Raw genomic sequence first — 14,634 nt, forward strand, 5'->3', positions numbered from 1 at the left:
GCTTTACAGCGTCCGCGTGATTTCCTTGATCTCGAAGAATTCCAACTGATCAAGTTCCTTGATGTCGTTGTAGTTCTTGAGCTTGATACCGCACTCGAAGCCTTCCTTGACTTCGCGCACATCGTCCTTGAGGCGTTTGACGGACTCGACTTCACCCGTGTAGATGACCACGTTTTCGCGCAGCAAGCGGAACTTGCAGTTGCGCGTGACCTGGCCAGAGGTGATGTACGAACCGGCAACCGTACCAATCTTGGACGCCACGAACACCGTGCGAATCTCGGCCGTACCGATGATTTCTTCGCGTTGTTCTGGAGCCAGCATGCCCGACATCGCGGCCTTCAACTCATCAACTGCGTCGTAAATGATGTTGTAGTAGTGGATGTCCACACCGTTGGACTCGGCCGTCTTGCGCGCGCCGGCATCGGCACGTACGTTGAAGCCAATGACCACGGCCTTGGAGGCAATCGCCAGGTTGATATCCGATTCGCTGATCCCGCCGACACCGGCGTAGACCATCTGCACGCGCACCTCTTCGGTCGACAGCTTGAGCAAGGAAGCGGCCAGCGCTTCTTGCGAACCTTGCACGTCGGCCTTGATGATGACGGGTAGCGTCTTGACCTCGCCCGCGGCCATGTCCGAGAACATGTTTTCCAGCTTGGCGGCTTGTTGCTTGGCCAGCTTGGTATTGCGGAACTTGCCGGCACGGTAGGTGGCAATTTCACGGGCGCGGCGTTCGTCGCTCAGCACCATGAACTCATCACCGGCTTGCGGCACTTCGGTCAGACCCTGGATTTCCACCGGAATCGACGGACCGGCCGACTTGGTGGCACGGCCGTTTTCGTCCAGCATGGCGCGCACGCGGCCATAGGTCGAACCAGCCAACACCACATCGCCCGCCTTCAGCGTACCGGACTGCACCAGCACCGTCGCCACCGGACCACGGCCCTTGTCGAGCTTGGCTTCGATCACCAAACCCTTGGCGGCGGCATCCACCGGCGCCTTGAGTTCCAGCACTTCGGCCTGCAGCAACACCTGCTCCAGCAGTTCGTCTATGCCTTGGCCGGTCTTGGCCGACACGTTCACGAATGGCGATTCACCACCGTATTCTTCCGGCACCACCTCTTCCACCACCAACTCTTGCTTGACGCGGTCGGGGTTGGAATCGGGCTTGTCGATCTTGTTGACGGCGACCACGATAGGCACACCAGCGGCTTTCGCGTGCTTGATGGCTTCCTTGGTTTGCGGCATCACGCCGTCGTCTGCAGCCACCACCAGGATCACGATGTCGGTTGCCTGCGCGCCCCGGGCACGCATGGCGGTAAACGCCTCGTGGCCTGGGGTGTCCAGGAAAGACACCATGCCGCGCTCGGTTTGCACGTGGTATGCACCAATGTGCTGCGTGATACCACCGGCTTCGCCCGAGGCGACCTTGGCACGACGGATGTAGTCCAGCAGCGAGGTCTTGCCGTGGTCGACGTGGCCCATCACGGTCACGACTGGCGCACGTGGCAAAGCCTCGGCTTCTTGTTGTTGCACTTCTTCGTCGGTGAAGGCTTCTGGATCGTCCAGCGCCGCCACCACGGCCTTGTGGCCCATTTCTTCCACGACAATCATCGCGGTGTCCTGGTCCAGCGGCTGGTTGATGGTGACCATCTGGCCCAGCTTGATCAGGTGCTTGATGACCTCGGAGGCCTTGACCGCCATCTTGTGCGCCAATTCGGCCACGGTGATGGTTTCGGGCACGTGCACTTCAATCACACGCGCTTCCACCGGTGCTTGCTGCACCATCTCATCACGTTGGTCGCGGTCGTTGCCACGGCGGCCACGCGGGCCACCACGCCAGCTGCCACGGCCTACGCCGCCACTGGAGTCGCCGCGCGTAGGCAGCGGCTTCTTCTTGGCCGGATCGGCCCAGCTGCTCGACAGCTTGGCGGATTTAACTTCCTTGCCAGCACCGGCGGCACCTGCAGCGGGTGCTGCTCCAGGGGCTGCAGGCTTGGCCGGCGCGCCAGGTGCGGCGGCTGGCTTGTGCAGCGTGCCCTTCATGCCAGGCTTGGCCGCATCGGCCACAGCCTTGGCAGCCGGCTTGGGTTCTTCGGGCTTCTTGGCCACCAACACCTTCTTCGGTGTGGCCATCATTTCGCGGATGGCAGCGGCTTCGGCTTCGGCCTTGCGGCGGCGTTCACCCAGATCGGCGGCACGCGCAGCGTCTTCCGCAGCACGCGCCTTGGACAAAGCGGCGGCGGCATCTTTGGCTGCGTCTTTCGCGGCGTCCTTGACCACCGCCACCACAGGCTCGGGGGCGGCGACGGCTTGCGCCTTGTCTTTGGCGGCCTGAGCAGATTCGGCGGCAGCCTTGGCTTCAGCAGCAGCGGCCGCAGCTTCGGCAGCCGCACGTTCGCGCGCTTCCTGGGCTTCTTGTTCTTCGCGCTGACGGCGCTTTTCAGCCAACTCTTCTTCCTGGCGGCGGATCAGCTCGGCCTGGCGGCGCGCTTCTTCCTCGCGACGAGCCAATTCCAGCTCCTCCGGCGTGGGGCCGCTTGGGGCTTCCAGCACTTCAGTGGATGCGCCTTCGCCACCCACGTCATCAGAGCCGTCTTCACGCTTGATGAAGGTGCGCTTCTTGCGCACTTCCACCTGGATCGTGCGTGCACGGCCCGTGGAATCGGCCTGTTTGATCTCGGTGGTCGACTTCTTCACCAAAGTAATCTTCTTGCGCTCGCCTGAAGCCGTTCCATGGCTGGCCTGCAGGTAGCTGAGTAATTTTTGCTTGTCGGCATCGGTCAAGGTATCGGCAGACGCGGACTTGGCCACGCCTGCGCCCTTGAGTTGCTCAAGCAGGACGTCTGGAGATTTTTTGAGTTCAGCAGCAAACTCGGCGACGGTGGTATTGGACATGTGTGTTGTGACCTTTCATGACCGTTACTCTTGAGAAGCGGCGTCATCGGCAAACCAATGTGCGCGTGCTTTCATGATCAAAGTCGTGGCCTCGTCGGGGGACAGGCCGGTAATTTCAGTAAGTTCGTCCCCGGCCAGATCGGCCAGGTCGTCGCGGCTATGCACACCAGCTTCATTCAGCTTGGCGATCAGCTCCACCGTCAGCCCTTCGAGGTCACGCAGATCCTGCGAAACCTCGTCAGCACGCTCTTCGCGGGCGATTTCCATGGTCAGCAACACATCCTTGGCACGGGCGCGCAACTCATTGACCGTTTCTTCGTCGAAGCTCTCGATGTCGAGCATTTCCTGCAGCGGCACGTAGGCCACTTCTTCCAGGCTGGTGAAACCTTCCTGGATCAGGATGTCGGCGATTTCCTCGTCCACATCCAGCTTTTCCATGAACAGCTTGCGGCTCGAATCGGTTTCGGTGGCTTGCTTTTGCGCCGATTCGGCGGCGTCCATGATGTTGATCTTCCAGCCGGTGAGTTCGGAGGCCAAACGCACGTTCTGGCCGCCGCGGCCAATCGCGATGGCGAGGTTTTCCTCGTCCACCACCACGTCCATGGCGTGACGCTCTTCGTCCACCACGATGGACGACACGTTGGCCGGGGCCAGCGCACCAATCACGAATTGCGCCGGGTCTTCGCTCCACAGCACGATGTCGACACGTTCGCCAGCCAGCTCGTTGGTGACGCCGTTGACACGTGTGCCACGCACACCGACGCAGGTGCCGATGGGGTCAACACGCTTGTCGTGCGACAACACGGCGATCTTGGCGCGCGAACCGGGGTCACGGGCGCAGGTTTTGATTTCCAGCAGGCCTTGCTCGATTTCCGGCACTTCCTGGCGGAACAGCTCAATCATGTACTCCGGCGCGCTACGCGACAGAATGATGGGCGCGCCACGCAGCGTCAGGTCCACTTCCATGATCATGGCGCGCACGCGGTCGCCGGTGCGCAGGTTTTCCTTGGGGATCATTTCGCTGCGGCGCAGACGGCCTTCAACGCGGCCGCTCTCCACAATGATGTCGCCCTTGTCCATGCGCTTGACGGTGCCGACGAAGATCTTGTCGCCACGCGACATGAAATCGTTGAGCAACATTTCGCGCTCGGCGTCGCGGATCTTTTGCAGGATGACTTGTTTGGCGGCCATGGCGCCGATACGGCCTATGGGCACGGACTCGACCGGCTTCTCGATGTAGTCACCCTCTTCGATGTCGGCGATGTCTTCGCGCACATCGGAGACCAGCTCTTCGGCATCAGGATTCTGCAGGCCGGCAGAGTCCGGCACCACCAGCCAGCGGCGGAAGGTGTCGTAGCTGCCGCTGTCGCGGTCGACCACGACACGGATGTCCACATCGCCCGGATAGAGCTTTTTGGTGGCTTGAGCCAGGGCCGCTTCAACAGCGCCAAATACGACATCCCGCTCCACGTTCTTTTCACGTGAAATAGCGTCGACCAACATCAACATTTCGCGATTCATCTCACGAACCTCCTGAATACTCAATCAACAAATCAACCCGCGCCGCCGGACAAAGCCGAGGTGCAGATATCAGCCCTCCGCAACGCCTTTGTCTTTGGCGTTGCGGCCCTTGAAACTGACGATGGGCGCAAGCCTGGCTTCGCGCAACTCATCCAGTACGAAACCCAGCACCTGCACGGGTGCAGGTGCGCGCTTCTTGCTCACTCGCACACCGGGCTTGGCCGGTGGCGCATCACTCCAGACGATTTGCCAGCCAGCGGCTTGGCCCTCGGTTGCAGCAACGCGCTCAAGCGTGCCGCGAAATTTTTTACGGTTGGCGCTGACCTGGCCGGCTGCTGCCTCACCGATAGGCGCCTTGAGCGTGAGGTCGATCTCGGAACCTTCAAAACGCTCGAAATCGCGCTCGTGGCGCAGCGGCCGGTCTATGCCTGGGGATGAGACCTCCAGGCGCTTGTATTCGACGGTCTCGACTTCCAGCACAAACTGCAGCTGGCGGGTGACTTTTTCGCAATCCTCGACCGTGACGAACTGCTCTACACCCGGCTCCCATGGCAGATCAATCGTGATGCGCAGCAAACCACCGGCAGAGCGCTCAATCTCTACCAAGTCGTAACCCAAGCCGGTTACCGTTTTTTCAACGATGTCTTGCAGTGCCACGTGTCTGTATGGAATGTCTGGTTTAAATACGGTAAATCTGCGCCTGAAACCCACGCCAGACCCACAGTTACGCGGCTCTTTGACGGTTTTTCAGAGGCATCAAAAAACAATCGACCAAAAAAAACGGGCGGTAGTTACCCGCCCGTTTGGTCGTGAGCCGGTATTGTATCGTAAAAAGTCACATTCGGCCAGTGGTGCACCACGGCCCAAGCACGATAAACCGGCGGATCCAGCGCCGATCAGGCCGCCGCGGCCACCAGCATGCGGGTGTAGCTGTGTTGTGGCGTGTCCAGCAGTTGCTGCACCGGCCCGTATTCGACGATTTCGCCGTCTTTCATCACCATCACCTGATGTGCCATGGCGCGGATCACATCCACGTCGTGGGTGATCAGCAAATAACTCAGGCCACGCTGGCGCTGCAGTTGCTGCAGCAGTTGCAGCACCTGCTTCTGTATGGTGACGTCGAGCGCACTGGTGGGCTCGTCCAGCACCAGCAGTTGCGGGTTGACCACCAGCGCGCGCGCAATCGCCAGCCGCTGCCGCTGGCCACCCGAAAACTCGTGCGGATAACGCTGCAGCAAGCCCGGGAACTGGGCCTCGCTCATGCCCACGCTGGCCAGCGTATCCAGCACCACCTGGCGCTGCTCGCTCAGCGCCTGCAGCGGCGCGTGCACGCGCAGTCCCTCGGAGACAATTTCCTCCACCGTCATACGCGGCGACAGCGACGAGAACGGGTCCTGGAACACAACCTGCACCACCGCACGCAAAGCCTTGTTGTGCGCGGCGTTGCGGCTCCAATGCGCGCCCTGCACTTCCAGAGCACCAGAAAACGGCACCAGCCCCAGCGCGGCCAGCGCCAAGGTCGACTTGCCCGAGCCAGACTCGCCCACCACACCCAGGGTTTGGCCTGGGCGGATGCTGAAATTGGCGTCTTTCACGGCGACGAAGCAGCCCTTCTTGAACCAGCCCTCGACACCGGGAATCGGCACCGGATAACTCACACGCAGGCTTTCAGCCGACATCACCGGCACCACCTGGCGGTCGTGCACGGCACTGACCACGTCGCGCTCGGGCCGGCTGTCGAGCAACTTGCGGGTGTAGGCGTGTTGCGGGTGTGCAAACACCTGCGACACCGGCCCGACTTCGACAATATGGCCGTTTTCCATCACCGCCACACGGTCGGCAAACCTGCGCACCAGGTGTAAATCGTGGGTGATCAGCAGCACCGCCATGCCGTTGCTGTGTTGCAAGTCACTCAGCAGTTGCAGGACTTGCCCGCGCAGGCTCACGTCGAGTGCCGTGGTCGGCTCATCGGCCAGCAGCAGGCGCGGTTTGCAGGCCAGGGCCATGGCGATCATGGCGCGTTGGCGCTGCCCGCCGGAGAGTTGGTGCGGATACGCCTTGGCCCGCCTAGCGGGCTCGGGAATGCCCGTATCAGCTAACAATTTAATAGCTTCTCGCGCAGCATCGGTGCGCGTATAACCCAGTTTTTCCTCCAGGACCTCGGCAATTTGCGCACCTACCGGGAACACCGGGTTCAGCGCCACCATGGGCTCCTGGAAAATCATCGCCACGTCTTGCCCGCGAATGCCGCGCAAGGCGGCTTCCTTCAGCCCACACAGGTCGACCAGGCCATCTCGGCTGTGGAACAGCGCCTGGCCCGACACCTCGGCGTCCTGCACCAGGCGCAGCAGGCTCATGGCGGTGATGGTTTTACCCGAGCCCGACTCGCCCACCAAGGCCAGCTTTTCACCCGCATGCACCTGGAAATGCACACCGTGCACCACCTCGCGGCCGGCAAAACCCACACGCAGGTCGCGCACCTCCAGCAGCGGCTGGCCGGTTGGCAGCATGTTCTGGCTCATGGCCGGCCCTCCGCCGCCAGCGCAGCGGCCGCTGGCTTGTCTTTTTGCCGCACCGGCTCGGGCGCGTCCACCTTGCGCGGATCGAGCGCATCACGCAGCGCGTCGCCCATGAAGGTCAGCAGCAGCAGTGTGCTCACCAGCAGCACAAAGGTGGAGAGCGAAATCCACCAGGCGTCGATGTTGTTCTTACCTTGCGACAGCAATTCGCCAAGAGACGGTGTACCCGGCGGCACACCCAGGCCGAGAAAGTCTAGCGAGGTCAGCGCCAGGATGGCGGCACTCATGCGAAACGGCAGAAACGTGACCACCGGCGTCATGCTGTTGGGCAATACGTGGCGCACGATGATCTGCCAATTGCTCAGGCCCAGCGCGCGCGCCGAGCGCACGTAGTCGAGCTGCCGGTTGCGCAGAAACTCGGCGCGCACATAGTCCGACAAACCCAGCCAGCCAAACAGGCTCAACAGCACCAGCAACAAGGCCACACTGGGCTCGAACACCGCGCTGAAGATGATCAGCAGGTACAGCTCGGGCATGGAACCCCAGATTTCCATGAAGCGCTGGAACACCAGGTCGGTACGCCCGCCAAAGTAACCCTGGATGGCGCCGCTCACCACACCCAGCACAATGCCGGTGAAGGTCAACGCCAACGCAAACAACACGCTGACCCTGAAGCCATAAATCAGCTGCGCCAGCAGGTCGCGCCCGCGGTCGTCGGTGCCCAGCCAGTTCTCGGCGGAAGGTCCCGAGGGATTGGGCGCCTTGGCAAAATAATTCAGTGTTTTGGCGCCGTAGGGATTGGGCGCAAAAACCGCCCAGTTGCCATCTTTCTGCAGTTGCCCACGAATAAAGGGGTCGAGGTAATCGGTTTCGGTATCAAAGTCGCCGCCAAAGGTTTTCTCCGAGTACGACTGCACGATGGGGTAATAAAACTTGCCCTCGAACCTGACCACCAGCGGCCGGTCGTTAGACACCAATTCGGCCGTCAGGCTGAGCAGCACCATGGCAACAAAAATCACCAGGCTCCAATAACCAAGACGGTTGCGTTTAAAACGGTTCCAGGCGCGGCGGCCCGGCGAGATTGATTTCGGGGACGTGGGCACAGCGTGGTTTGTCATAGGCTGTCGAACTTGACCCGGGGGTCGACCCATACGTAGCACAGGTCGCTGATGAGCTTGGTGAGCAGCCCAATCAGCGTGAACAGATAAAGCGTGCCCAGCACCACCGGGTAGTCGCGCCGGATCACACTCTCGTAGCTCAGCAGGCCCAGGCCGTCGAGCGAAAACAGGGTTTCAATCAGCAACGAGCCGGTGAAAAACGCGCCGACAAACGCCGCCGGAAAACCCGTGACGATGGGGATCAGCGCATTGCGCAACACATGGCGCCACAACACCTGGCGCTCGGCCAAACCCTTGGCACGCGCCGTCACCACATACTGTTTGCGTATTTCTTCGAGGAAGGCGTTTTTCGTCAACATGGCGGTGACGGCAAAACTGCCCAGCACCATGGAGGTAATGGGCAGCGCGATGTGCCACAGATAGTCGATGATCTTGGCGCCCCAGCTCAGTTCGGCCCAATTGCTGGACACCAGCCCACGCAGCGGAAACCACTGCAGTTGCCCGCCAAACACCACCAGCAGCAAGACCCCCAGCACAAAGCCGGGAATGGCGTAACCCACCAGCACCAGCAGCGTGGTCACCAGATCAAAGCGTGAACCGGCGCGCACCGCCTTGGCCACCCCTAGCGGTACGGCCACCAGGTAGCTGATGAAAAACGTCCACAAGCCCAGGCTGATGGACACCGGCAGCTTCTCCATGATGAGCTGCGACACCGGCTTGTTCTGGAAGAAGCTGCGCCCCAGATCAAAACGCGCAAACTGGCCCAGCATCTGGAAGAAGCGCTCGTGCGCCGGCTTGTCAAAGCCATACAGCGCCTTGATTTGTTCTATGCGCTTCGGGTCCACACCCTGGCCGCCGCGGTAGCTGAAGCCCGCACCTTCGGCCGCGCCGTGGCCGGCGCCCGCGCGGGCTTCCGCCAAATACTGCTCCACCGGTCCGCCAGGCACAAACTGCACCACCGCAAAGGTGATCAACAGCACCCCCAGCAAGGTGGGCACCATGAGTGCGAGGCGCTTGAGGACATAGGCCAGCATGGGATTACTTCGCCTCCGCTGAAGATGCTGCGGGCTTGGCGGCGGCAGCCGCCTGCGTCTTGCCCGCTTCGGTCTGGCGCGACCACCAGGTGTGTATCACCCAGGTCTCGCCCGGCGAATACGGCGGCACTTCCAGTGGCCATGCCAAGCGCCAGGCGTTGTAGGCCATGCGGTGGGTGCTTTGTGAATACTGCGGAATCAGGATATGGCTGTGGGCAATCACCCGGTCCAAGGCGCGGCAGGCTGGCAGCAGATCGGCCTTGCTTTTGGCGCTGACCATGCGGTTGATGAGTGCATCGACCGCCGGGTTCTGGACACCGGTGTAGTTGCCCGAATCCTCCACCGTGGCCGCCTTGCTGCCAAACATGTCGGCGAACTCTTGCCCCGGGCTGTTGGTGCCGGGGAAGTTGATGGTCATGATGTCGAACTCGAACTTGCTCAGCCGCTGCTGGTACAGCGCAAAGTCCACGGCGCGGTAGTTCAGCTTGATGCCCAGCTTTTCCAGGTTGCGCGCCCAGGGCACCACCACGCGGGCTCCGCCTTCGTTGCTGTCCAGGTAGTCGATCACCAGCGCCTCACCCTTGGCGTTGCGCAAGGCGCCGTCGCGCACCTCCCAACCGGCTTCGCGCAGCAAGGCCTGGGCTTTGCGCAGATTGGCCCGCAGCGACGAATCTCCGTCGGTGCGCGGCGGTGTGGTCATGGGGCCAAAGGCGGCAGCGGGAATGTTTTTGCGCAATGGATTCAGCAGCGCCAGTTCTTCCGCCGTAGGGCTTCCCTTGGCCTGGCAATCGGTATTGCCGAACAAGCCGTTGACACGTTCATAGGCGCCATAAAACAACTGGCGGCTGAGCCATTCAAAATCAAATGCCAGGCCCAGGGCCTCACGCACTCTTGCGTCCTTGAACTTGTCGCGTCGGGTGTTGATCACGTAGCTTTGGAAGCCGGTGGGCAACTGGTGCTTGAACTCACCCTTGACCAGTTCACCACTGTCGAACTTGCGCCCGTTGACACGCCGCGCCCAGTCGCCGGCCGAGAAAAAGCGCATCAGGTCGAACTCGCCAGCCTTCAGCGCTTCCAGCTTGGCGGTGTTGTCCTTGTAGATCTTGACCGTCACGCGGTCGAAGTTGTCCATGCCGCGCTTGACGTTCAGGTCGCGTGCCCAGTAGTCGGGGTCACGCACGTAGGTGATGTCTTTGCCGAAATTCACCGGGCCAATGCGGTAAGGGCCGCTGCTGATAGGCGGATCCATCACCACCTCGTCAAAACGCTTGGCCTTGCCGTTCACCATGCCCCAGCGCTGGCTGAAGATGGGCAGGCCACCCACGGTCAGCGGCAGTTCGCGGTTGGGTTTTTTGAAGCGAAAGCGCACGGTGCGCGCATCCAGCACATCGATGCCGGCCACGTCTTCCAGCAGGGTTTTGTAACCCGGCGAGGTGTATGGACCCACAAGCGTCTCGTAGGTGAAGCGCACATCGGCGGCCGTCACCGGCCGGCCATCATGGAAGCGGGCCTCCTTGCGCAACACAAAGGTGGCGCTGAGGCGGTCGGCGGGCACCGACACATCTTCGGCCAACAAGCCGTAGCCCGAGCCGTTTTCGTCCATGGAACCGGTGAGCAGCGTGTCGAACAACATGTCGCCCAGATAGGCCGGTGCACTGCCCTTGATGGTGAAGGGGTTGTATTTGTCGAAGGTGGAGCTGCGCACATTGCTCACCAGCCGGATCTCACCACCCTTGGGGGCATTCGGGTCGGCATAGGCAAAGTGGCTGAAACCGGCGGGGTATTTCAGCTCGTCCCACAACGCATAGCCATGCGCCGCCCAGGCCGGAACGGCTGCGCAGCACCATAAGCTCAGACTCCCTGCAATCCATGAAAAACGCATGCGACAATTCTGCACCAGATCGTTACCTGTTTTATCACCCGTTCATTTGCCGGTCATATCCATGATATTGGCACTTGCACTTTAGGAAATTGCTCACCATGGGTTTTCTCACCGGCAAAAAATTGTTGATCACCGGCGTGTTGTCCAACCGCTCCATCGCCTATGGCATTGCCAAAGCCTGCCATGCACAGGGCGCCGAGTTGGCGTTCAGCTACGTGGGTGAGCGTTTCAAAGACCGTATCACGGAATTCGCTGCCGACTTCGACTCCAAGCTGATCTTTGATTGCGATGTGGGCGACGACGCGCAAATCACCAAGCTGTTTGCCGACCTGGCCCAGACCTGGCCGACGTTTGACGGCTTTGTGCACAGCATTGGCTACGCGCCGCGCGAAGCCATTGCCGGTGACTTTCTCGACGGCCTGAGCCGCGAAGGCTTCAAGATCGCACACGACATCAGCGCCTACAGCTTCCCGGCCATGGCCAAGGCGGCCCTGCCCTACCTCAACCCCAAGTCAGCCCTGCTGACGCTGACCTACCTGGGCGCCATCCGCCACGTGCCCAACTACAACACCATGGGCCTGGCCAAGGCCTCGCTCGAAGCCAGCGTGCGTTACCTGGCCGAGTCGCTGGGCCCCAAGGGCATGCGTGTTAACGGCATCAGCGCCGGCCCCATCAAAACGCTAGCGGCCAGCGGCATCAAGGGTTTTGGCAAGATTTTGAGCGTGGTCGCCGAGACTTCACCGATACGACGCAACGTGACGATTGAAGACGTGGGCAACGCCGCCGCCTTCATGCTGTCCGACCTGGCCAGCGGCATCACCGCCGAGATCACCTATGTGGACGGCGGCTTCAGCCACGTCGTGGGCGGCATTGCCGAGCCTGCGGCCGAGGCTTGATCTTTTAAGGAAAATTGGCCGCTGACGCTTGCCAGATAAGCGTCAACAGCTATTCTTTTTGAAACGCCCGTTTTTACGGGCGTTGTCCTTTCTGCAGCTTGGCCGCAATGTCGTCCAACACCGGCAGCAGGTCGGCCACCGAATCAATCACGTAGTGCGCCCCCGCCGCCTTGAGCTGGGCGGTAGCGGTCTCGCGCAAGGCCTGCTGGGCCGGGGCGTCCAGCGCCTGCCATTCGGCCAAGCTCAAACCGACTGCATTGCCGCTGATGGCCAGGCCCACGGTCCAGGTGCCGGCGTGCAAGCCCTCTTCTATGCCCACGCCGGTGTCGTCCACCTTCACCACAGTGTGCGGCGGCCACACACCCAGGTCGGCAAAAGTGCGGTACATCATCAGCGGCGACGGCCGGCCGGCGGCCAGGTCGCCGGCGCAGACCAGGTTGTCGGGCACGTAGCCGCCCTTTTCGGCGATGGGCAACACGATGTCCATGATGGGCCGGTTGTAGCCGGTGGTAGAGCCTATCTTCAGGCCGCGCGCGCGCAGCGTGTTGACCATGTCCACGGCGCCGGGGATGAAGTCCGCAAAGTCGGCCACCACGGCCGCGTTCATGGGCGTGAAGACCTCATACAGGTGGTCCACGTCGGCCTTGCTGAAAGCCTTGCCATGCAGCTTTTCCCATTGCGCGGCGACACACGGCAGTTGACCCAGAGCGTGGATGTGGTCCCACTTGGCCATGCCCATGGGGCCACGGGCTTCTGCGATCGTCAGGTCTATGCCGAACTTCTCGAACAGGCGCACAAAGGCGCCCATGGGCGCGCAGGAGCCAAAGTCGAGTATGGTGCCGGCCCAGTCGAAGACGACGGCGCTGAGTTGGTTGTGTTGATTGCTTGTCATTTTTGGAGCGCTTGGTTACCAATCGGAGAAAACTTCTTCGGCAATGCCAAAGGCCGTGCTGGCACCGGTGCCGCTGGTCACCAGCACCAGGCGTGTGGCCGCGTCGGGCCGGTCGATCAAGCAGTCGGTGCTGGCGGATGAGGGGTAGGTGCCAACCCAGCGTTCTGTCACGGTCGCCTCTTTCAGGCGAAGCGTGGCATGCAGGTGGCGCAGGATGATGTCGTCCACACGCTGGTTGGCAAAAGGCTCCAGCACCGGGCCGTAGTGATGGGAGTCGCCCACCACCAAGGAGCCATCGGCGCTTTGCACCACGATCAGGTGAATGCCGTGGGCCAGGGCCTCGGCTTCTTCCGCATCGAGTTGCACACGCAGCGCAGCGGCCTCGGGCAGCTTGCTGTAGCCGTGGTAACGCACCAGGCTCAGGTCGGACATCACGGCGGACGGCAGCTTGAAACCCGCCTCGGGCCGCACACGCAGCATATGGAGCTGGCAGAGCTGCAAGTTGTGTGCGGCGATGCGCTCGGCAAACAGGCCGTTTAAATCGGTGTTGGTGCAAACCGCCACGCGCTCCGCAAAGTAGCTGCCACGTGCGGTGCGTACCTTGGGCGCGGACACCTCGAGCACGGCTTCGCTGAAGCGGAACACCACGCCATGGACCTCGGCCAGCCAACGCGTGAGCTGGCCAATGGCGGTGCGTGACTCCACACGTATTTCATGCGGGCTGTAGAGGCCGCCGGCGGCGCCGTCCCACTGCAGCGACGGTGCGCGGCGCACGGCTTCGGCCGCATCCACCAGTTCACAAGCCTCGGCCATGGGCGTTTGCATAAAGGCCTGCAGCACGTCCAAAGCCTTGGGGCGGAAGGCCGACAGCCACAGGCCTTGGTGCAGCACCGGTATGCCGGCTTGCGGCGCCACCTCGCCCCACACTTCGCGGGCACGGCGCGCACGCCGCCAGGTGTCGCCAGCGCCCTGGCCGGTGACGGTGATGAAGCCGAAGTTGCGGATGGAAGCGCCCACGCAGGCCGCGTCGCGCTCCAGCACACACACCTTCAGGCCACGGCGCGCGGCGGTGTAGGCATGGGCCAGGCCGACGATGCCGGCGCCGACCACGATCACATCAAATTGATTGCTGCCTTGAATATTGTCTTGCATGGTTTAGGGATGTCAAAAAGTTCAATTGCGCGGCAAGCGCAGCACCGGCCAGCCACGCGTGCTGGCCTCGGCTTCGAGCCGCTTGTCCGGGTCTACCACCACCGGCTGGCCCACGGCCAGCAACAGCGGCAAGTCGTTGATGGAGTCGCTGTGAAAGCTGGACTTGGCCAAGGTCGGCGCTGCGGCCCAGCCACGCTCGGTCAGCCAGCTCTTGAGGCGCGTGACCTTGCCCTCGCGCATGTTCAGCACATCCTGGGTTTTGCCGGTGAAGCGCCCTTCTGCATCACTCTCCAGCTCGGTGGCGAGCAAATGTTCAAAGCCCAATACCTGCGCAGTTTCTTCCACCAGGAAGCGGCTGGTGGCGGTGCTCAACACCAGCAGGTCGCCACGCGCCTGGTATTGGCGCATCAGCGCAAAAGCCGATGGCGGCAGGCGCGGCAGTATCACGTCGCGCATGAACATGCTGCGCAAGGGCTGCCATTCGGCCGGTGTTTTGCCGGCCAAGGTGGCGGCAAAAAAAGCGCAGAACTCACCGGGCACGGCCTCACCGGCGTTGTAGCGCCGCTCCATGGCCTGGTTGCGTTCGGCAAACTCGGGGCCGAGCACACCATGCTCGATTAAAAACGCCCCCCACAGCACTTCCGAGTCGCCGGTCAGCAGGGTGTTGTCCAGGTCGAACACGGCCAAGGTGGGGCCGGGAACCATATCTCTTTTTTCTTGCA

The 14,634-nt window shown here is 61.9% G+C and carries 10 protein-coding genes and 2 pseudogenes; 1 reads left to right on the top strand and 11 read right to left on the bottom strand.

From position 1 onward, the window contains the following. Positions 1-3: 3 nt before the first annotated feature. The 8 genes and pseudogenes from infB to ACFQ95_RS21340 all read right to left on the bottom strand — a co-directional run. A pseudogene (gene infB, locus ACFQ95_RS21305) lies at positions 4-2,268 on the bottom strand (translation initiation factor IF-2); the annotation flags it as partial. A 323-nt stretch (positions 2,269-2,591) separates the two neighbouring features. Further along, positions 2,592-2,898: pseudogene (locus ACFQ95_RS21310) on the bottom strand (translation initiation factor IF-2 associated domain-containing protein); the annotation flags it as partial. 24 nt (positions 2,899-2,922) lie between these two features. Beyond that, positions 2,923-4,419 carry a transcription termination factor NusA gene (gene nusA, locus ACFQ95_RS21315; protein WP_422834259.1) on the bottom strand — a complete coding sequence of 499 codons (1,497 nt, stop codon included), beginning with the start codon at positions 4,417-4,419 and terminating at the stop codon, positions 2,923-2,925. 69 nt (positions 4,420-4,488) lie between these two features. Then, positions 4,489-5,076 carry a ribosome maturation factor RimP gene (rimP, locus tag ACFQ95_RS21320; RefSeq protein WP_422834261.1) on the bottom strand — a complete coding sequence of 196 codons (588 nt, stop codon included), beginning with the start codon at positions 5,074-5,076 and terminating at the stop codon, positions 4,489-4,491. 239 nt (positions 5,077-5,315) lie between these two features. Then, positions 5,316-6,941 carry an ABC transporter ATP-binding protein gene (locus ACFQ95_RS21325; RefSeq protein ID WP_422834263.1) on the bottom strand — a complete coding sequence of 542 codons (1,626 nt, stop codon included), beginning with the start codon at positions 6,939-6,941 and terminating at the stop codon, positions 5,316-5,318. Continuing rightward, a complete protein-coding gene (locus tag ACFQ95_RS21330; RefSeq protein WP_422834264.1) occupies positions 6,938-8,056 on the bottom strand; it encodes an ABC transporter permease in 1,119 nt (372 codons plus the stop codon). The genes ACFQ95_RS21325 and ACFQ95_RS21330 overlap by 4 nt, the downstream gene beginning before the upstream one ends. Next, a complete protein-coding gene (locus tag ACFQ95_RS21335) occupies positions 8,053-9,090 on the bottom strand; it encodes a microcin C ABC transporter permease YejB (RefSeq protein ID WP_422834266.1) in 1,038 nt (345 codons plus the stop codon). The genes ACFQ95_RS21330 and ACFQ95_RS21335 overlap by 4 nt, the downstream gene beginning before the upstream one ends. Before the next feature lie 4 nt (positions 9,091-9,094). Further along, positions 9,095-10,972, bottom strand: a complete 1,878-nt coding sequence (locus ACFQ95_RS21340) for an extracellular solute-binding protein (RefSeq protein WP_422834268.1) — start codon at positions 10,970-10,972, stop codon at positions 9,095-9,097. 98 nt (positions 10,973-11,070) lie between these two features. Here ACFQ95_RS21340 and fabI point away from each other — a divergent pair, with 98 nt between their 5' ends. Then, on the top strand, positions 11,071-11,868 hold the full coding sequence (gene fabI, locus ACFQ95_RS21345) for an enoyl-ACP reductase FabI (protein ID WP_422834270.1): 798 nt from the start codon (positions 11,071-11,073) through the stop codon (positions 11,866-11,868). A gap of 73 nt (positions 11,869-11,941) precedes the next feature. Here the strand turns inward: fabI and phnX are convergent, their stop codons facing one another. From phnX to ACFQ95_RS21360, 3 genes are read right to left on the bottom strand one after another with little or no spacing between them, the layout of a single operon-like run. Next, on the bottom strand, positions 11,942-12,760 hold the full coding sequence (phnX, locus tag ACFQ95_RS21350) for a phosphonoacetaldehyde hydrolase (RefSeq protein WP_422834272.1): 819 nt from the start codon (positions 12,758-12,760) through the stop codon (positions 11,942-11,944). Between the two features lie 15 nt (positions 12,761-12,775). After that, positions 12,776-13,912 (bottom strand): TIGR03364 family FAD-dependent oxidoreductase, encoded by a 1,137-nt coding sequence (locus tag ACFQ95_RS21355; protein ID WP_422834274.1) that lies wholly within the window; start codon positions 13,910-13,912, stop codon positions 12,776-12,778. Between the two features lie 21 nt (positions 13,913-13,933). Next, on the bottom strand, positions 13,934-14,617 hold the full coding sequence (locus tag ACFQ95_RS21360; RefSeq protein WP_422834275.1) for an HAD family hydrolase: 684 nt from the start codon (positions 14,615-14,617) through the stop codon (positions 13,934-13,936). Positions 14,618-14,634: the final 17 nt, after the last annotated feature.

It is taken from the genome of Variovorax sp. HJSM1_2 (assembly GCF_049316285.1).
Classification (GTDB): Bacteria; Pseudomonadota; Gammaproteobacteria; order Burkholderiales; family Burkholderiaceae_C; genus Rhodoferax_B.